This window comes from Kaistia sp. 32K, assembly GCF_016629525.1.
In the GTDB taxonomy this organism is placed as follows: domain Bacteria; phylum Pseudomonadota; class Alphaproteobacteria; order Rhizobiales; family Kaistiaceae; genus Kaistia.
The window spans coordinates 5,237,506-5,255,288 of sequence record NZ_AP024269.1 but is presented as its reverse complement, the minus strand read 5'-3'; the positions used below and the strand labels follow the sequence as shown (position 1 = coordinate 5,255,288).

Sequence of the window (17,783 nt, the reverse complement as noted above, 5' to 3'; positions counted from 1 at the left end):
TACCGCTTAGCGGAATCCTTGTCATACCGAGACGAGCGACATTCAATGCATTGACCGTTGCCCGCGTGACGCTCAGATAAATGCCCGTTCACGCACGGTTTTCCAGTGTAGAAGCGCTTTAGGTCGAGGTTTTTGGCTTCGGATCTGCTGATAACTTTCAAGACTTAACCTGGAAATTTCATTCTTTTTGGGAAAGTCTACATTACTGAGAAGGCGGCTTTCCAGCGCCAAGAGCTTCCGCAATCGCATGGTCTGACCAGACGTTCAGTAAATCGTACAGCTTGCTGGCGGGGCACAACGATACCGCCTGCGCCTCCCAGCCCATGAGATGCGGTGAGCCGCCAACTCGGCGACCAGTGTACATTCGAGCGACAGAGGTCGTTCGGGAAAAGTCCCCGAGAAAGCCGGTGATCTCGACCTTCAACCCTGTTTCCTCAAACACCTCTTTGATGCTGTTCGCTTGCAGCGACAGGTCAGGTTCGGCAGTGCCTTTAGGTAGCGAGGCCTCATACCCGCCAAAAGCATTGGTTGGGTGTATAACCCATACCCTCCCGTCCGGCTCTTGAATGACCACGCCGCTGGATGCCTTCTTCCCCGGCGGCAGATGGAAAGGCGGCTCGTCGAGGTCGTCCATCTGGCCGTCGACGAAATCCCAGCCGTCATTCGTCTGCGGGTGATCACGCCAGGCGCGCAGCGGCACGCCGTTGATCGACGGCGGCACGTCGCCGCCAGGCACGAACGTCGCCACCGCATCAGGGTGGTGCCAGGTGCTCGGCTGCGATGCGTGGTGCGGCTGCTTGATCAGCACCTGCTTGCCATCCTCGCCTGCGCGAGGGTGATGGATTGGGTCTGGCGCCACCGCATCGCCCACCCTGGCATGCGGCCTGACATAGGTGCCGTTCTTCTTGGTGTAGCCCTTCACGTGTCCCTTCACCAGGTCGTCAATGGGGTCGCCGAGCAGGTCGACTCCGGCCAGGTGCTCCTGATACTTCTCAAACGTACTACTCATTGGACTCGAGCCCCACAAGCAGCCAAGTGAACGAGCGGATGTTCTCCAGCAACGTCACCGACAGCGCTTCGGCATCCGGCGAGCTGCCTGCCTCGGCGATGGCACCGTAGATCCGGTGCACGAACACCCCGAAGGCCTGGGCAATGACGCTCTCGTCATCCTCACCAGGCTGGACGGCCTCGACCATGCGGGCGCGAATGTAGTTCGCCAGGCCTTCGCCGTTCCAGTGCTCGATCGCGGCATAGTCATCATCGAGCCCGGCGAAGACCCCAGCCATGCGCAGGCACTCTTCGCGGTCGGCCGTGGCCGCGGCGTCAGGCGTCAGCTGGCCACGGCCGACCTGGGCGAACCGGCTGGTCACGCCGTCGGTGAAGGCGCGCAGCAGCTTTTCGATGTCGTCGAGGTCGCCCAGGTATGGCCGCTGGCCGCTGGCCTCCTTGGCAGAGGCAGCGAGCCCGGATGGGTCATTGTGGTGGTTCAGTTCCTGCTCGCTCATCAGCTCGCCTGCATGCTTGGCAGAATGACTGCCTCAATTACGTGTTGGGCGCCAGCGCCGAAGCCGTCCGCATCAGGGCCTGACGGCTTCTTGACCGAAAGGATCAGCAGGCGAGTGTTCGGAGGCAGGATCAGTTCATCCTCGCCGGCGTTCATCGAAAGCGCCTTGCTGCCGCCCGCAGAGCCTGGCCCCACCCATAGCCCTTTGACGCCAGGGCCGACGTGCAGTTTCAGCTGCACGTTGCCAGACCACGACGACGGCCGGATCGATGTCGACATAATAGCCGGCTCTTGCAGAACCTTGCCAGTGGATTTGAGGATCTGATCCAGGGCTGCACCTTGCACGCTGAGCTTGCGGGAAAGGACGGTACCGGGGGCAATGTCATGCCCCATGGTGTGCAGCGCCTCGCCGGCCGCCTTCGCGGCGCCAGTCGGGTTACCCGTCCACAGCGAGCTGTTCATGCCGACATAGGAGCTGCCGGTGTACGCCTTGATCGCCTGCTTCTGCGTCTCAGGCATCCCCTGGATGGCAGACTGAGCTGCCGGCGAGTAGGTCGCCTTGGTCAGCTGACCGCTGGCATGGGTGATCTTCGGCAGGGCCAGCGCGTCCAGGCTGACCGTGCCTGGCTCGCCGAGCACGAGGAACTTGCCAGCCTTCTCGACCGCGTCGCTGTGGGGAGGCCCCTTGTGCGATGGATAGGCCGAGTTCAGCGAGCTCAGCGGATGGCCGCCCTCGAAGCGGAAGCGCTTCGGCGGGTTCAGCTGGTAGTTGATCTCGTTGATAGCCTGCTGCGCATAGCCCTTGACGTGCTGAGACGGGTGCTCGAGCACCTTCGCGCTGCCGGTCACCTCGCCGGTGGCCTTGTCGTAAGTCTCGGCAGTCAGCTCCTTGACGGCGTCGATGCTGCCTGTCTTCGCCGCCTCGTAGATGGCCTGCACAGCCTTCTCATTCGCCTGGTTGACGAACGGCTTGCTCGACGGGCCATCCTTGCCGCTGCCGCCCCAGTTCAGGAACGATGGCGGCTCGCTGATCTTCTCCGGCTTGAAGGTGTGCTTCTTCGCCTTCTTCGCCTTCGGGAATTTGGCCAGCAGGTCGGCCTTGCGCGCGATCAGGGTCTCGGCCAGCGCCTTCTTGTGCGCAGCATCGCCCGGGCCGTAGGTGTTGACCAGAGCGTGGATCTGCGCGTCGCTGACCTTCAGCACCTTGGCAACGCCGGCGGTGATGTCGGCCTTCGTCATCTTGCCGAACACGGCAGCAGACTGCGGGTTGATCTTGGGATCGCGCAGGCTGTCGATCTCGGTGACCACGTTGCCGAAGGCCTTCTTGCCGCCCTGGGCGCGGTACTCCAGCGAGCCGCCGGCATCGATCCGCATGGCCTTGCCGGTGGCATCGAGCTGCAGGTTGTCGTAGCCGAGGCCGACCACGTCCCAGTTACCCAGCCAGGCGTCTGCGGCAAAGCCCGCGGCAACGCCATCAGCCTTGGCCAGGGCGGCAGGCGACACCTTCGAGACGTCATGCCAGCGGCTGGCGATGCCGAGCTTGCCGTCCTTCATCACCAGCTTGGCGTCCTGGCCCGACACGCCGGCGGCGCCGTACAGCTTGGCGGCCAGCACCTCGGACTTGGCCACGTCCTCATTGCCGGGGAACTTGCAGTACCACTCGACGCCGTCCTGATCCTTGAACTTGCCGCCCGGGTTAGAGCCACCCTGCGGGCCGGTCTGCGTCCAGGCGTCCATGGACTCGATGCCGCCGGCCGTGGCCGGCTTCGGCGCGGCCTTGGGTGGTGCAGCGGCGCCAGGCTCGCCATCGGTCATGGCCGTGATCAGTTTCTCGGCGTATTTCTTGGAGGCTGGCAGCCCATTGGCGACACTGATGAACTCCTGCAGGCCCGCGACATCGCCGGCCACGGCCAGCGCTTTCAGCTTCGCCTTCATGCCGCTGGCGGTCTTCAGGCCCTTGCCGATGGCGATGGCCTCGGACGGCTTGAGTTTCTTGCCGGCAGGCACCGCCGCTGCTGGCTCTGGCTCGGCGGGCGGTGCCGGTTCAGCCGCCTTCGGCTGCTCTTGCTTGTGCCAGCGACCCTTGCTGAACACGAGGGTGCCGCCATCGGCAGCGGGCTTGGTGTCGCCTTCTTTCGGGCCTTGCTCGGCTGGCTCTGTGGCGGCAGGTTCCGGGGCTGGTTGCTCGGCAGGCTTGGCCTGCTCTATCGGTGCCGGAGCAGCGGCGTCCTCTTTCAACGCGGCAGCAGCCAGCGCGGCGAGCTTTTTCTGTTTGGTGCCGTAGGTGTTCTTCCCGGCGGTGAACGCCTCCAGCCCCGCAAGGTCGCCAGCCTCGGCCATGGCCTTGATCTGAGCAACCTTGCCATTGTGCGACTTGGCGTTGGTGTTTCTGTCGGGCAGCACCAGGCTGTCCCACGGGATTTGCGAGAGCTTCGAGGTCGCAGCCTGGGGCTCGGCGGCCTGCTCCGGTGAGGCAGGTGCCGGCGCAGGCTTCTCGGCCTTCGGTTCCGGCTTGGGCTCGGCGGGCTTCTCTGCTTCAGGCGCCGGCTTGCCACCATTGGCCTGCTCCAGCGCCTGGCCGTGCAGCGCCAGCAGCAGCTTGCTGTTCTGCGTCTTGCCGGCGAAGGTGTTCGACACCTTGCCCTTGGCGTTCTGCTTGAGGCCAGCTTCCTTCATGGCGGCCAGGCCTACGGCGTCGCCGGCGGCGGCCATGTCGAGGATCTTCTGGGCCTGGCCTTCGTAGTAGGAGACAACCGAGTTGGTGGTCTTGCCTTCCACGAAGGCGGGCATGGCCAGGCCTGGGGTTGCAGATTGCGCAGCAGGCTCCTTGATCGCCTCCTTCAGCGCCTGGCCGACCGGGCCGAGCTTGGGCTTCTCCGCTGGCTTGGCAGGTGCCTCGGCGGGCTCGTGGGCTGCCGGCACCTGCACAGCAGGGTGGCTGCCGGCGGCCTGGCCCAACTCGACCTTGTGCGAACTGCCCATCATGCCGAGCAGGACGTTGGCGGCCAGGGCCTTCTTCTTCGAGTGGGAGTTGGTGCCGAAGCCCGTGCCCAGGATCGCCGTCGCGTCGCCGTTCGCGGCATGTTCGAGCAGCTTAGGCAGGTGCACGTTGTTGTGCGCTGCCATCTCCTTGTTGGTCGCAGCCTTTTCGGCAGGATACTTCAGCTGCTCAACCTGCTCATCGGTCAGGACGACGGGTGCGTGCTGGCCGGCTGCGCCAGGGTGCTTGGCCTTCGGCGCCCCTTTCGGCGCCGGCTTGTCGTGCTTGATGGCGTGCCACCGACCACCTTGCAGGAAATATCCCGCCTGGCCGGCGAACTTTTGAGACTTGACCAGCAGGACGACGCGGCGTGCTACGATCGGAGCGGTATTCTCGTTCATGCTGCCATGATGGCGTCACGACAACGTGCCAGAACCCACAGTCAAATAGCTGCTAATGCGCCGACCAATCCACCGCATGTTGTAGACGCACATGCTGTTTCCCAGTGCCTTATAGCGCGGGCCATCGGCCGCCGCCTGGCAAGCCTGATCCAGGGTCATCACACCGCCTCGCAGCAGGTACTTGATCCAGTCCTGCTCCAGCTTTTCCATGCGCACCGGGCGACCGTAGGGTATTAGGGTGTAGTCATCAGGGAATGCCTGCAGGCGCTCGCACTCGCGCGGTGTGAGCCGGCGGACGGCCATGCCGACCTGGGCGACAGGGTAGGACTGGCCAGCCTTGCCGCCTCCAGTCTTCAGTGCGCCAGTGATACTGCCATCGCCAGCCTCGTACCGCAGTTCAGCGCGACTGTTCTCGGCGAATGCAGCGATGATCGGCTGGCCGCGACCTGTGCCATCCTCGCTGGCGTCAAATCCTTCGGCTTTAAGGGTGTGGGTGATGTCGCCAGTGACGCAAGTAGCTATCATGTGTCCGTCGGTCTGATGCCCTGGTGACAGCGTTTGAGCACCACCACGACTTGACCTTGCCATCAGCGGTGGAACCGGGCCATCTACGGTACCGTCGCAACCAATTACAACAGCAACCTGTCCGCCAGCATTCGCGTGGCTTTCGCCGTGACCCATGGCGCGTAGCGTGGGACTCAACGGGCCAGCATCAGCGCCGTAATCCTTGCAGCTGAAGGCCAGGACGTTCTCGGCGCCGTTGTTGCGACCGAGAGTGAAGGCGGTGTGAGTGCTGGTGCAGGGGTCTTGTGTGCCATGGACAACGAGCATGCCCTGTTCGGCATCTTGTTGTGTGGCACTTCCCGCCGCCTTTCCATTGGCCATCAGCGTGCCGGTGACTAGATGGTTTGCTCTCGCGTGGTCGACGTCGCTACCGCCATCAGTGCTTCTAAGAGTGCCGGCGGTAACGTCTTGCCCCGCGCTTCGGCTCGGCGGAGTATCCCGGCGCACGCCTTCGCGCTCAAAAAGTACCGCTGTGGGATCGAACCCATCTCGAGCACTTGCGACAACGAACACACGACGGCGTCGTTGGGCCACGCCGAAATATTGGGCATCGCAGACCCGCCACGCGATTGTTCTTTGGGGGCCAAACACACAACCAGCGTCCGACCATCTACCCCCTGGTGGTTGCAGTTCGCAGTCTTCACCGGCAAGTCCAGCCAGAAAGCATCCGAAGGCATTATCTTTTGAGCTGAGTACGCCAGGGACATTTTCCCAGACGATGACGGCGGGTTGCTTTCCTCGAAGAGCGCGAGTTGAGTCGATTGCATTGGCAAGATCCACGTAGGCTAGGGTGAGCTGACCGCGTGGATCAGCGAGACCGGCGCGGGCGCCGGCGACAGAGAAGGCTTGGCAGGGAGTACCGCCGACCAGTACGTCAGGTGCGGCTACCGCCTCAGCACGAACCATTGCAGCGATCTTGGTCATGTCGCCCATGTTCGGGATGTCAGGCCATTGATGCGCCAGCACAGCTGATGGGAATTTTTCAATCTCGGCGAACCACTCAGGCCGCCAGCCAAGCGGATGCCAGGCCACGCTAGCGGCTTCGATACCGCTGCAAACACTTCCGTAGGTAAGCATAAGTCTCCGCCTGGTTGTTTCCAGGCTTGATGTTGGTTTCACAGATCATAATTGAGTAACTACAAATAATGCAATCGCCAGAAGATCAATGAATAAATATGAAATAGTGCTGACGTGGGCAAGAAAAAGCCCGCTCAATGGCGGGCTTTTTGGGTTGTCGGTTAGAAGCCTTCGTAGTCGTCGAGAGCGATGCCCTCGCCAACACCGATGACCTTACAGGCCCTCATATTCGTCGCGCTTCATGATGCGATCCTCCGATTTTGGCATATTTACTTGAGGAGCCAATCGTACCACTGCCGGATTCAGCCCCGCAACCATCAGGCGATGCGCCCTATATGCGCCCGAAAAAGCAAAGCCGCCCTTGCAGGCGGCTCATAATCAGGCTGTTGCTGGCATGACCGCCTGACTCAGCATCATGTCGTCAGCGTCCACTCTCGGCCATTGTGCTTGATCTTGCCATCCTTGCGCATAGCCTGAAGGCGGCTGTCGATCACGCGGAATTCCGGCTGGCCTGGGCGGCAGAATGGTCTAGCTGCCTCAATCAAAGACCGATCTTGATCAAGAAGCATCATGCGGTTTTTGCCAAGCATGATCAGGTTGAGTAGCTTGGCGTCAAACTCGGAGTAGTCTGGCTTGACCATCACGAACCCTCCTGCGCAGCCAGCGCATCGACAGCAGCATCGAGGCTTTCGTCGTAAAGGTGCGAAAGGTGGTTGCGTACAGCGATAGGATCGCGCCCATTGCCGCGCAGGAGGCGATAGCGCTCCGCATCACGCTCAGCCTCGGCCACCAGCTCGCGCAGGCGGGCTTCCTCGGCGGCCAGCAGGTCATAGTCGGCAGCCCTCACCACCTCAACATCGTCATCCCACTCGGCGTCTGCACGCCAGACGCTCAGTCGTTCTACAGTCACTTCCTTTCCCCTAGCGCCCGGCGGGCGCGGTTGGTTTGTATTCAGGCATCCCGCAAGGAAGCCAGACCTTGATGCCGGCTTCCTCGGCGATGCGGATCATGTTGAGCGTGCCATCACCGCCCGGGAAGGCTACCACGCCATCCGGGCCAAGGCTCAGCATTGCGCGGTTGCGGCGAGGCCCGGCGCCTTTGCCATGAGCTGCCCAATGCGCCTCGACCTCAGCACAAAGAACGCCGCGTGCTTTTGCCCATTGGCCGGCCAGGCGATCAGCTCCTCGCGCGCAACCATGGATGATGACCTCGATGCGCCGCTTGGCATGCACCCCGTCAAGCACCTCGAAGACGATGTTGCGATCCATGAAGTCGCGCCCGCCACAGACGAGCAGCTTCATACCGGCAACTCCACCACTCCACCGGCACGCACGCGCAGCCTGGGTTTGGCTTCGACCGGTATCTGGCGCCGCGCCTCGCGAGTGGACTTAACCGTCCAAGCGTGTCGCCGCACGTAGTGGGTACCGACGCCCCAGCCGCCCCTGCGGCGGCAGGGCTCACCCACCACCGCCTGGCAGTGACTGCAAGCCACCTCGACCACGCAGCGATCGGTCAGCACCCAGCGGCCGCGCTCGTCAGGCACCTGGACAAATGCCTTGGACGGGTCGCGCCCCTCGAAGGCGATCAGGGAAATCTTGGGTGTCACGCTCACAGCGGCTTCCCCCAGCGATCGCGCGGGCCGGCAGGCGTCCGCTCGCGCTTGACCACAGGCTGCGCCAGTTCTACGGAATCACACAGCCCGTGGCGGCCAATTTCAATTTCGCCTGAGCCGCTGATCAGATGGCGCTCCAGGCAGCCGATGAGTGCCAATGCCAAAGCTCTGTTCACGCCGCCAACGACCACTATCTTGTCTGCAGTCACGGTCGCCCCTCCTTCCACTCCAAAAACGGCCGCCGCACCAGTTCGTGGAAGCGCGCGGCGGCCTCGGGGTTGGTGTCGAGGTCGTTGCGGGATTTGACGCCGCACACGCCGAGGATAATTTCCTTGGCGCGCGCCTCGTTGATGCTCGGCCCGTCGCGGGTCATCCATTTGCGGAAAGCCTCATCCCGGCAGAAGATGCAGGCCATGATGCAGAGGTCGCGGTTCATGGCGCCACCTCGAAGCCGGCAGCCGCCAGCGCTTCACGATCCATGCGCTGGGCGTACAGCACGCCCTCGCAGAATGCGTCGCTGATGCCGGCGCTCAGGCTGATGTCGATCTTGGGCAGACTGATAGGCCTGCGGTCGGCCATCATGGTCAGGCCTTGAGAGCGCAGGATCGCCGTGAAGCCGCAGCCAGGGCAGACGTGCCGGTAGCGCTTGCCTTCCGGCACGTGCAGGCCCGTCGGCGGGTTGTGACCGGGGTGGCGGCAGATACTGGGCAGGTCATCGTCTTCGAAGCCGCTCTGGAGCCGTGACGTGCCAGCGGCATAGCCGACGTTCGTGTCGCGCAGGATTGATACCCGCTCGCACCCGCAGCGAGCAGGATGGGCTTGTGGTTGCTGACAGATCATGGCTTCACCTTCAGTCCGGCGGCGTTGATGGCTACCCGGCACGCGCTCACGCCGCGCGCGAAGCCGCTGTCGCAGTCGGTGCTGGTCGTTGGGTTGGCGTCGGTGCTGTCGGGCGCCGGCAGCTCAATCACCACGCTGTCCAGGGCGGCGTTCCAGCCGATCCATGCGCCTTGGGTGTCTGCGTGCTCATAGTGCGGCGTGCGCCCCATGCGCTGGAGAGGCAGGTGATGGGCATCAGCCCAAGCCTCGAATGCCGTCCGGCGCGGGTCGTTCTCGATGACGCCAAGAGCGGCGCACCAGGCCCACCAGGCACCCTGTCCGTGCGCATCGAAGTATTTACCCTGCGCCTCATTCCAGTTCTGCGGCAGGCGGCCGAACTGCAGGTGGTAGGCTTCCTCAAACCCCGCCCGGCGCTCGCCGAGGGCGCTCATTGCGCACCTCCTTCGACCAGGCGGTAGCCGGCGTCGTGCAATACCTCTGCCCTGGAGCGGTTGCTGTCTGCAGTGCCGGTCTTCTCGCCGAGCAGGTGAGTGATCTTGCGGATGGCATCTTCCCGCTCCTCCGCAGCGATCTGCTCGGGGGTGCGAATGGGGCGGAATCTCGTTGGCGAAGGGCTGGATGACCAATCATTACCGTCGATAAACTCGAATACGGCGGCCTTACCTGCTGGCTGTTTGACATGAGCCGCTATCACTACGCGACGCCACTTGTTACCCATATGGTACTCGCACGCCGTCCCAACCGGCGGCAGCCCTTCGCCGTTCCAGGCGGCTGGAGTGGTTGGGCGCTCTACGGTTCGGCTGATGATGTCAGCAAGACTTTCACCTTCAAGAAGCAGGAGGATAGTCCATCCGGCTGTGAAATGGTGAAACTGCAGAACCCCGTCGCGCAGGCGCAGCCAAGGCCAGAGCCATCCATTGCAGTAGTGCGTGGCCCCCTCCGGCGCCTCGCTCCAATCAACAGCCGCGGCCATCGCCGCTGCGCCGCTCACTGGGTCATCCTCCGCTTGCGGCCATTGGCATTGGCCAGGCGGGTGCGCAGATCGGCACGCTCAGCACTGATCTTGTGCACGGTGCCGCGCAGCTTGATGCAGGCGATCTTGCTTTCGTTCAGCTCTTTCTCGAGATCATCGATGATCTCTTCCTTGCGCGCCGTGATGCTCTTCTGGAGCTCGTACAGCCCTTCCAGATCAGCAATGCGCTTGTTCGCGGCCTCCAGGCCGGTCACTTTTCCCCACCACGATTTCAACATTCCCGTATTCCTGGCCGGCGGCGCCGGCGGTAGTGTGTGAGGTATTAAAATACCTCATTTACTTAAATTTGCGCAACACCTGCATGAACTGCGCCCTATATGCGCCCAAGGAAAGCATAGACGGCCCGCATGCCGCGCAGTTACTGGCTCGATGCAAGTAGACGCCCTGATTCAGTGTCTGGGAATTACTGGATGGGCGGCCTGGCGGACAGCTCTCGCTTCAGGCGGTAGTTCTCGTCGCGCAACTCGTTCATCTCCTTGACCTGGCTGTTCACACGGTCGATCAGCCTGCTCTGCTCGGCGTAGACATGCTTGATCCTGCGGTTCATCTCTTCCGCATCGCCTACGCGCTCCAGCAGCTTGGCCAGGATGAACTGCTCGCGGTCGCGGTCGGCGACGTGGCGGAACTGCTCGACCTGCTCGCGCAGCACGTCATTGCGGCCGCGGTAGTGAGCGGCAGGCCCAGCGATAGCTTTGACATGCCCACGGCTGTTCACCGTCAGCAGGCCCCAGCCAGGCGGCAGCTCGTCAGGGCTGATCAAGCCATCCGGCGCCATGAAATAGCGCCAGTTGCCGCAGCCGCCGCTGGAGCGGTGCGCCTTCTTGCGATCAGCAAGGAAGTCGGCCCGGCTGGTCTTGCACTCGACAACGGTCGATCCGTCCTCGAACCCGGCCGCGCGGAACCCGATCGCATCCGGCACCTCTCCAGTCCAGCCAGACCGGCACTCGCTCACCGCCACGTGACAGCCAGGGCCGCCGGCCGAGTTCGCCCGCTTCAGCCACTTCACGGCAATGGCGCACAGGTCAGCGTGCGACATCGGGATCAGGAGGCTCATGCGCCCTCCTGGGCAAACAGATCGTGCTGCTTGGCCTGCTCCACAGGCGCAGGCTCGACAGGCACGCGCTTCCCAAGCTCATGCGCGATCCGTGCCTCGGCTATCGCCAGGTACTCCGGCGACAGCTCGCAGCCAATGAAGCGGAACCCCTCGCGCATCGCGGCCTTTCCGGTGCTGCCGCTGCCCATGAAGGGATCGAGCACGGTACCGCCCGGTGGCGTCACCAGCCGGCAGAGATAGGCCATCAGGTCGGTGGGCTTGACGGTAGGGTGGTGGTTGCCGTTGCGGGCCGGCCAGTCTGCATCCTCGCGCTCGCGCATGGTGGCGTTGGTGCCCACGGCTGGAGAACTGCCGCTGGCCGTGCCTTCGTTGCGATCTTTGCGGCTGGCCTTGGCGCAGTAGAAGAATCTGGCGGCGCGGCCACCACCATCGCGCTGATCGCTTGGCGCCCTGCCAGAGTACTCTCCGAAGGCGTTTGCGGTTTTTGCGCTGGCTTCTGTGCCTTTCACGGGCGCCACTGCGCCGCTTGCTTGCGGGAACGCCGCCAGTACCTCGTCGCTGCCGTCGTGGATAAGGTTAGCGGGCCAGCGGCCTGCGCCAACATCGCCAGTCCGAGCTGAACCATGTAGGCCATCGCCATAGGCATTGACGGAATCGCCACTGCGGTTCAGGAACAGTGGCACGCCATCCGGTGCTGCTACACGGCACCCGTCAATATTCAGCGCTCCAGTTCCATGCTCCAGCACGTTCGCCGCCACCGTGCCCACCAGCGGCTTGCGCGCCACGGTGATCGGCTCCAGGGCCGGCTTGAGGGCGGTGCCCCAGCCTTGCCATTGGCTGGCAGCGTCGGTGTTGCCGCCTGACCGAAGATCACCGCTATGCCCCAAGCCGTAGCCAGTACCATCGCCACGACGGTCGGAGGCAGAGCCGATCAGTCGGCGCTCGTCGGAGCTATAGCCCAGCAGGTCGGCCAGCTTTGCCCTGTAGCCCACGCTCGGAACGATGAACTCCACCGGCGCGCCGACTGCGCGTGCTCGGCCTTCTTCCCAGTCGCGCACGCTCGACGGCGTGCAGCAGCAGTGATCAGCTACCTGCTCGCGGGTTAGGCCGGCTGCCTCCCGCTTTGCGCGGAGCAGCTGCGCCTGATCGCGCGGCGATGCGCCGCCGGCCTTGTCTATCGCCTTGCTCACGTCCATGGATTTCGGGAAACCCGACCCGTAGATCCAGGCGATGCTGTCGCGGATCTCAAACCCTGCGAGGCGGATGGCCAGCGTTCCCATGTCCTGAGTGCGCGTACCGAAGAACGCCAGCAGGTGACCGCCAGGCTTGAGCACGCGCAGGCACTCGCGCCACACGGCAGGCCCGGGCACAAAGCTGTCCCAGCTCTTGCCCATGAACCCGCCGCCCTTGTGCTGGTAGTCGTCGCCGGCCAGCCAGTGGTGCAGCACCTCGGCCATGTCCGGCTCTTTGCTCAGGCCGTAGGGCGGGTCACAAACCACGCTGTCGACCGAGTTGTCAGGCAGCGTGCGCAGCGTCTCCAGGCAGTCGCCCAGGTACAGCGTGTAGGGTAGTCCCATAAGTCTCCAGCCAGGTTGTGTCCTGGCCTGATCGTGTTTTCACGAATTGTATTTGAGTTGCGGATTGCGGGGCAAATCCGGGATGGTCAGGGGCTCGGCAATTCGCCCGTGTCGACGAAGTGCTGCAGCGCCGGCAGCAGCTCGGCCACCTGCGCCTGGGTCAGGTGCATGCGTGTGGTCATGAGCACGGCAGGCGGCACCGGGTAAGGAACCCAGCCGGTCGTCTCGGTGGTGTTCACGCCGTGCGCCGCAGCATCGCTGGCCATGATCATCGGATTGGCATCATCGACGCCGAGCCAGATCGCAGCCTCTTCTGCCAGGCTGCTTTCCTGCAGGCTGCAGGGTACGCTGTAACGGTCGAGGAACGCACAGCGGGCAAAGCCGCGCTCGGTGTATTTGATCTCCATCACGCACCTGCCTTCGCGGCGGCGATGGCGGCCAGCGCGAACAGTTGGTCAGCGGCCATGCCGTTGCCTTGCTCTTGCTCATACTGCCAATACTCGACCAGCGCTGCATGCGACGGATTGCCGGTCAACGGGCGATGCAAGGTGCGCTCCAGCGCCGCCAGGAGCGTGTCGCGCTGCTTGGTGAGCTCGAACTCTCGTCCCTCGGCGGCGTAGGCACTTTCATGAAGGTTGGCACCTTCCAGAACCTCGGTAGCAAATCCCTCGCACGCATTCACGCAGGCCACGATGCGCCGGGCGTTGGTGGCATGCTCGGCCTTAGATGCCTGGCATTCAGCAGCCGGGTAAACGACGGCCAGCAGGCCGCCACCTTCAATTCCGACCTCACCGCTGTAGCGGATCTCCAGCCGGCCAATGGTATGTGTCACCTTCCTTTCCCCCGCAGGCCGCGCCTGCTGTCGTTGGTTATCTCGACAGCGCACTCAGCGAATGCGCTCTCGGGATGCCCTGCTACCGGCAGGGCGGCGGGTTATTCGGCTGGCTGGTTCTCGTAATCGACGTAGGCCAGCAGCAGGATGGGGTGAATCGCGTCCCAGAAAACTTTGCTGATTGTCAAACCTGATGCGCCACCGTCGATCCATCCGCGCGAACGCCAGTCGCTGAGAATGTCCCTTTCCTCACTGTTTATCTTGCGCGGGTCGATCCGCTGATCGTTGATCATGACGCTCTGCACGTATGGCATAAGGCGCAGCTCGCGCTGCGTAATCTCTTTGCCAAGCAGGCGCTGTGCCGTTTCTTTGACCTTCTCGGTCAGTTGTCCACGCTTTGCCATGTCCTTTCCTCTTGAGTGATGCCCCGGCGAGCGGGGCGTTGACGGTTAATTGAAGCGGGAGACGCATTCGCGCCAGGTCGCCGGTACGCCGATCAGCTCCGGGTCGTAGCCCATCAGCTCGATGAAGCGCTCTTTGCTGCCGTTGGATGCTGTCTTTGCTTCGCGTTGCTTGCGGCTCATCGTCTTGCCCTCCTGGGCTGAATTCGCTTGGTGTGATAGGAGTATATTCCTCTTATTTGATAAAGCGCAAGCATCTGCGCCCTAATTGCGCCCTAATATTTGCTCTTCCCAAGCAACTCCTCAGAAATACTGGCCGAAAACCTCATGACGCCCTGATTACCTATCTGGTTTGCAGTGAAAACCCACGGTGACGCCCTGGCGTGCTCCCCATCACCGACCGGAAGGCCGTGGTGAAGTGCTGCTGGCTGGAGAAGCCGGAGCGGTACCCGACCTCGGCGATCGACATATGCCCGGCCACCAGCAGGGCTGCCGCCATGGCCACCCGGCGCTCGAGCAAGTAGCGCGCCGGGGTGAGCCCTACCGCTGCCTTGAACACGCGCGAGAAGTGGAACCGGCTCATGTTGGCCACGCCGGCCAGCTCGGTCATGCAGATGCGGCGCCCCAAGTTGCTCTCGATGAACTCGAACACCGAGCGGTTGATCCGGCCAGCGCCTGGCGCAGTACCCTGGCGGGCGGACATGAGCTCACCGAGCGCGGCCTGCATGGCCAGCGGCACCGACTCCCTGTAGCCGTAGCGGCCAGACACCAGGGCCTCACGCATGGCCGTCACCAGCATGCGGATCTCGGCCTCTTGGATGCTGGCGTAGTGCTCGCCCGACGGCGTGCGGGACATCGCGTCCCAGGGCTGCACCAGGTCGAGGCCGATGATCGTCTCGCTGTAGGGGCGGTCGGCCCACACCTGCAGCTTGGTCATGCCCGGCAAGTAGACCACGTCACCGGCGCGCCAGGCCTTCCGCATCGGCGGGCCGCCATTCAGCCGCTCGGTGCTGGTGACGTCGTCATGCACGAGGAAGAACGCCGGCCCGGGCAGCACCATCTCGGCGATCTCGATCACGCACGAGGTTTCGATTGCGAACACGCCTCGGTGTGCTATACGTCGCTGGGTGCTGCCGTGGTTGTAGATTGCCTTCATCGAACGCGCGACGGCGCGCCCGATAAGCGCCCTGAATCAATTTAGTTGCGACAAAACCGCCATTTATAGCGGTTTCAACGCACCAGATGACCAGACTCTCAGTCAGAAAATGTCGTGGCCGTGCTGTTCTGTCGCAGGCGGGGCAGGGGCGACTGGTGGCTGAGCAGCCTCTTCGCCGGGGAACTGCTGGCCTGTTACCGCATGGACTGCGCGCCTGCCACTCCAGTCCTGCCAGCGCTGGATAATGACATCGGCAAACTTCGGGTCGAGCTCCATCAGCCTGGCGCTCATGCCGAGACGATCGGCAGCAATCAGCGTGCTGCCGCTACCACCGAACGAGTCGACCACGATGTCGCCGGCGCGCGCCGACTGCTTCAGCATGCGCTCGACCAGGGCCACCGGCTTCTGCGTCGGGTGCAGGCCGCTGCTCGCCGGCTTCGGCTCGTACAGCATCGACGACTGGTGCTCCTCGACCATCGCATCGGCCGACACCACCAGCACGCTCTCGCCGATCCTGACTTGATACCGGCCGTCCGGCATGCGGCTGAACGGCGAGCTGTCGCCCAGGTCGATCACGCTGGTGTTCTTGCGCCCGCCGTACCAGCGGTGCGCGCTGCCCTTCTTCCAGCCGTACAGGATCGGCTCGTGGATGCTCTGCCAGTCCATCCGGCCCAGCACCATCCGGTCTTTCTTCCACACCAGGCACGACTGCAGGTGCAGGCCGGCCGCGGCGAAGGCGTTGCGGAAGGTCTGGCCCTCGATGTCGGAGTGCGCGACGTAGATCGGCGCCCCGGGCTTCATGATCGAGAACAGCGCGGCGAACGTGCCCTCCAGAAATTCGGCGAATTCGGCCGGCGACAGCTTGTCGTTCTCGATGCCGCCGGTGGCTGCGCGGCTGCCGCCGTCCCACTTGTCCTGCTCGCGGTTCTTGCGGCCGTGGTTCACGTTGTAGGGCGGGTCAGTCCACACCGCGTCGGCGCGCTCGCCACGCATCAGCCGATCCCAGTCGTCCGCGTTCCGCGCATCGCCGACGCACACCCGGTGGGCGCCCAGCAGCCACACGTCGCCCGGCTCGCTCACTGGATGGTCTGGCTCCGGCGGCGCGGCGTCCGGGTCGGCGTCCGGGTTCGGCAGCTCGAGCTCGCCGGCCAGCAGATCCGCCAGCTCGTCCTCGTCGAACGCGGTCAGGGACAGGTCGTAGTCCATCTCCTCGAGCTCTTTCAGCTCAAGGTGCAGCATCTCCTCGTCCCAGCCGGCGCTCAGCGCGCTGCGGTTGTCGGCGATGATGTAGGCCTTGCGCTGAGCTGCTGACCAGCCGGTGCAGTCCAGGGTCGGCACCATGCCGATGGGGATCGGCGTGCCGTTGGGGAACTTGATCTGCTCGCCACGCTGGTAGATGGCGTCGGCCGCCATGCACCGGCCGTGGCCGGCGACGATGCCCTGGTCGTCGATCAGGACGGGGTTCGTCCAGTGGAATTCCAGCAGGAGGCGCTGCAGCTGCTCGACCTGCGCCGGGCTGTGAGTGCGTGAGTTCCTGGCGTAAGCCACCAGGTTCTGCAGCGGCCGCAGCTTGATCTGCGGAATGTCGGCGTCCAGGCCGAGCAGCTTGTTCATGTCGCTCATGTGCGCTCCACCACGGCGACGATGCCCTTCGGCTGGTCGACCAGATCCAGGCCAAGGGCCTGGCGCTCGCCGTCCTGCACCAACTTCAGCGTCTCGGCGGTGATCTTGGCCAGCTTGGCACGCTCGAACGCCTTCATCGGCTCGCGGTCGCGCAGGCGCAGGGCCTCGGCTGACAGGCCGCGCGGCGCCGACCACTCCTTGCGATGACGCTCCAGCACGGTCTCGCGCAGGCGCTCCTTGTCGAGCACGGTCTGGGCGGCGGTCTGGATCTCCATCGGCGGGGCCGTGACCACGTCGTCATATTCGCCGGCATCGGTGTCGTCGACGGCGTCCTTGCTCAGGCCTGAGTCATCAGCCAGGTGCTCGGCGTTCTCGGCCATCTCCTGCTGGTATTCCTCAAGGCGCGCCTGGGCCGCGGCGGCCTCCGGCGTCTGCTCGCCAACGCGGATCGACTTCGTCCAGTCCTCGGCACGCGACTGACGCCGCACAACGGCCTTGGCGAAGCCGCTGATCTTCGAGAGCTCGGCCGTGCTCAGGCCGTGCGTGCCCTCGTAGACGATGCGGGCATCGGCCAGTCGTTTCTCGAATGTGTAATCGTCACTCATGGCAGGAAGTGTGCCGTCACGACCGGGCGCGCTATGCGATGGCGACCTGATAGGTGGTGCCGTTCACGAGGCCGAACTTGGTGTTGGCTGGCATTGACCAGTGAGTGGTGCCGGTGCCCGAGTTGTATGTCGGAGCTTCCATCGCGAACCTGGTGCCGTTGATGTAGACGCTCTTGCCGGCCAGGGCCGCTGTCGCATCTCCCGCAAGTTGCAGCTGGCCCCGCATTGTTGGCGCGCTAAATCCGGCGTCATGGAACTCACGAACTTGGAACCCCTGGAAGGACATCGTCAGGCTGCCGATGCCGTAGACGGTCGACCTCCCGATATGCAAGATCCCGGGGTTAGGCCCGAACACACCCTGGCCGGCCACCAGCGGCACGCTGTTCGACTTCCCGCGTAGGTCGGCGAACGAGATTGCGCCGGTCGGTTTGCCGGCCAAGGCGCGCACGCGGCTGTCGTTGAGGCTCAGGCCGGCGGATGGAATGCCGAGCTCGGCGGCGACGTCAGCCATGCTGATCGGCCCG

At 63.8% G+C, this 17,783-nt stretch carries 24 protein-coding genes; all 24 read right to left on the bottom strand.

Annotation, left to right across the window (positions count from 1 at the left end):
• Positions 1 to 202 precede the first annotated feature (202 nt).
• Positions 203 to 1,009 (bottom strand): NUDIX hydrolase, encoded by an 807-nt coding sequence (locus K32_RS24380; protein WP_201401960.1) that lies wholly within the window; start codon positions 1,007 to 1,009, stop codon positions 203 to 205.
• Complete coding sequence (locus K32_RS24375) at positions 1,002 to 1,505, bottom strand: hypothetical protein (RefSeq protein WP_201401959.1); 504 nt, start codon at positions 1,503 to 1,505, stop codon at positions 1,002 to 1,004. Before K32_RS24375 ends, K32_RS24380 begins: the two co-directional genes overlap by 8 nt.
• Entirely contained in the window at positions 1,505 to 4,885 is a 3,381-nt protein-coding gene (locus K32_RS24370; RefSeq protein ID WP_201401958.1) for a hypothetical protein, read from the bottom strand. The genes K32_RS24375 and K32_RS24370 overlap by 1 nt, the downstream gene beginning before the upstream one ends.
• Before the next feature lie 15 nt (positions 4,886 to 4,900).
• On the bottom strand, positions 4,901 to 6,526 hold the full coding sequence (locus K32_RS24365; protein ID WP_201401957.1) for a DNA cytosine methyltransferase: 1,626 nt from the start codon (positions 6,524 to 6,526) through the stop codon (positions 4,901 to 4,903).
• A 413-nt stretch (positions 6,527 to 6,939) separates the two neighbouring features.
• A complete protein-coding gene (locus K32_RS24360) occupies positions 6,940 to 7,167 on the bottom strand; it encodes a hypothetical protein (RefSeq protein ID WP_201401956.1) in 228 nt (75 codons plus the stop codon).
• A complete protein-coding gene (locus tag K32_RS24355) occupies positions 7,167 to 7,436 on the bottom strand; it encodes a hypothetical protein (RefSeq protein WP_201401955.1) in 270 nt (89 codons plus the stop codon). Before K32_RS24355 ends, K32_RS24360 begins: the two co-directional genes overlap by 1 nt.
• A gap of 10 nt (positions 7,437 to 7,446) precedes the next feature.
• Positions 7,447 to 7,827, bottom strand: a complete 381-nt coding sequence (locus K32_RS24350; RefSeq protein WP_201401954.1) for a DUF2493 domain-containing protein — start codon at positions 7,825 to 7,827, stop codon at positions 7,447 to 7,449.
• Positions 7,824 to 8,138, bottom strand: coding sequence for a hypothetical protein (locus K32_RS24345; protein ID WP_201401953.1), 315 nt, complete (start codon positions 8,136 to 8,138; stop codon positions 7,824 to 7,826). The genes K32_RS24350 and K32_RS24345 overlap by 4 nt, the downstream gene beginning before the upstream one ends.
• Positions 8,135 to 8,347 (bottom strand): hypothetical protein, encoded by a 213-nt coding sequence (locus K32_RS24340; RefSeq protein ID WP_201401952.1) that lies wholly within the window; start codon positions 8,345 to 8,347, stop codon positions 8,135 to 8,137. Before K32_RS24340 ends, K32_RS24345 begins: the two co-directional genes overlap by 4 nt.
• The gene (locus K32_RS24335; RefSeq protein WP_201401951.1) at positions 8,344 to 8,574 is read right to left on the bottom strand and encodes a hypothetical protein; all 231 of its coding nucleotides are present in this window, start codon (positions 8,572 to 8,574) and stop codon (positions 8,344 to 8,346) included. The genes K32_RS24340 and K32_RS24335 overlap by 4 nt, the downstream gene beginning before the upstream one ends.
• Positions 8,571 to 8,978: a hypothetical protein gene (locus K32_RS24330; protein WP_201401950.1), complete on the bottom strand. Its 408-nt coding sequence runs from the start codon at positions 8,976 to 8,978 to the stop codon at positions 8,571 to 8,573. Before K32_RS24330 ends, K32_RS24335 begins: the two co-directional genes overlap by 4 nt.
• Positions 8,975 to 9,409 carry a hypothetical protein gene (locus K32_RS24325; protein ID WP_201401949.1) on the bottom strand — a complete coding sequence of 145 codons (435 nt, stop codon included), beginning with the start codon at positions 9,407 to 9,409 and terminating at the stop codon, positions 8,975 to 8,977. Before K32_RS24325 ends, K32_RS24330 begins: the two co-directional genes overlap by 4 nt.
• The gene (locus K32_RS24320) at positions 9,406 to 9,969 is read right to left on the bottom strand and encodes a hypothetical protein (RefSeq protein WP_201401948.1); all 564 of its coding nucleotides are present in this window, start codon (positions 9,967 to 9,969) and stop codon (positions 9,406 to 9,408) included. The genes K32_RS24325 and K32_RS24320 overlap by 4 nt, the downstream gene beginning before the upstream one ends.
• Positions 9,966 to 10,229, bottom strand: coding sequence for a hypothetical protein (locus K32_RS24315; protein ID WP_201401947.1), 264 nt, complete (start codon positions 10,227 to 10,229; stop codon positions 9,966 to 9,968). Before K32_RS24315 ends, K32_RS24320 begins: the two co-directional genes overlap by 4 nt.
• Before the next feature lie 185 nt (positions 10,230 to 10,414).
• Complete coding sequence (locus K32_RS24310) at positions 10,415 to 11,065, bottom strand: adenylosuccinate synthase (RefSeq protein ID WP_201401946.1); 651 nt, start codon at positions 11,063 to 11,065, stop codon at positions 10,415 to 10,417.
• A complete protein-coding gene (locus K32_RS24305) occupies positions 11,062 to 12,642 on the bottom strand; it encodes a DNA methyltransferase (RefSeq protein ID WP_201401945.1) in 1,581 nt (526 codons plus the stop codon). Before K32_RS24305 ends, K32_RS24310 begins: the two co-directional genes overlap by 4 nt.
• 86 nt (positions 12,643 to 12,728) lie before the next feature.
• Positions 12,729 to 13,049, bottom strand: coding sequence for a hypothetical protein (locus K32_RS24300; RefSeq protein WP_201401944.1), 321 nt, complete (start codon positions 13,047 to 13,049; stop codon positions 12,729 to 12,731).
• Positions 13,049 to 13,474: a hypothetical protein gene (locus tag K32_RS24295; protein ID WP_201401943.1), complete on the bottom strand. Its 426-nt coding sequence runs from the start codon at positions 13,472 to 13,474 to the stop codon at positions 13,049 to 13,051. The genes K32_RS24300 and K32_RS24295 overlap by 1 nt, the downstream gene beginning before the upstream one ends.
• A 101-nt stretch (positions 13,475 to 13,575) precedes the next feature.
• Entirely contained in the window at positions 13,576 to 13,878 is a 303-nt protein-coding gene (locus K32_RS24290; RefSeq protein ID WP_201401942.1) for a hypothetical protein, read from the bottom strand.
• Between the two features lie 45 nt (positions 13,879 to 13,923).
• Complete coding sequence (locus tag K32_RS25045) at positions 13,924 to 14,058, bottom strand: hypothetical protein (protein WP_256434764.1); 135 nt, start codon at positions 14,056 to 14,058, stop codon at positions 13,924 to 13,926.
• Positions 14,059 to 14,218: 160 nt separating this feature from the next.
• Positions 14,219 to 14,953: a helix-turn-helix transcriptional regulator gene (locus tag K32_RS24285; RefSeq protein ID WP_201401941.1), complete on the bottom strand. Its 735-nt coding sequence runs from the start codon at positions 14,951 to 14,953 to the stop codon at positions 14,219 to 14,221.
• A gap of 180 nt (positions 14,954 to 15,133) precedes the next feature.
• Entirely contained in the window at positions 15,134 to 16,654 is a 1,521-nt protein-coding gene (locus tag K32_RS24280) for a site-specific DNA-methyltransferase (protein WP_201401940.1), read from the bottom strand.
• Positions 16,651 to 17,259: a hypothetical protein gene (locus tag K32_RS24275; protein WP_201401939.1), complete on the bottom strand. Its 609-nt coding sequence runs from the start codon at positions 17,257 to 17,259 to the stop codon at positions 16,651 to 16,653. The genes K32_RS24280 and K32_RS24275 overlap by 4 nt, the downstream gene beginning before the upstream one ends.
• Before the next feature lie 31 nt (positions 17,260 to 17,290).
• Positions 17,291 to 17,770 carry a hypothetical protein gene (locus K32_RS24270; RefSeq protein ID WP_201401938.1) on the bottom strand — a complete coding sequence of 160 codons (480 nt, stop codon included), beginning with the start codon at positions 17,768 to 17,770 and terminating at the stop codon, positions 17,291 to 17,293.
• Between the last annotated feature and the right edge of the window lie 13 nt (positions 17,771 to 17,783).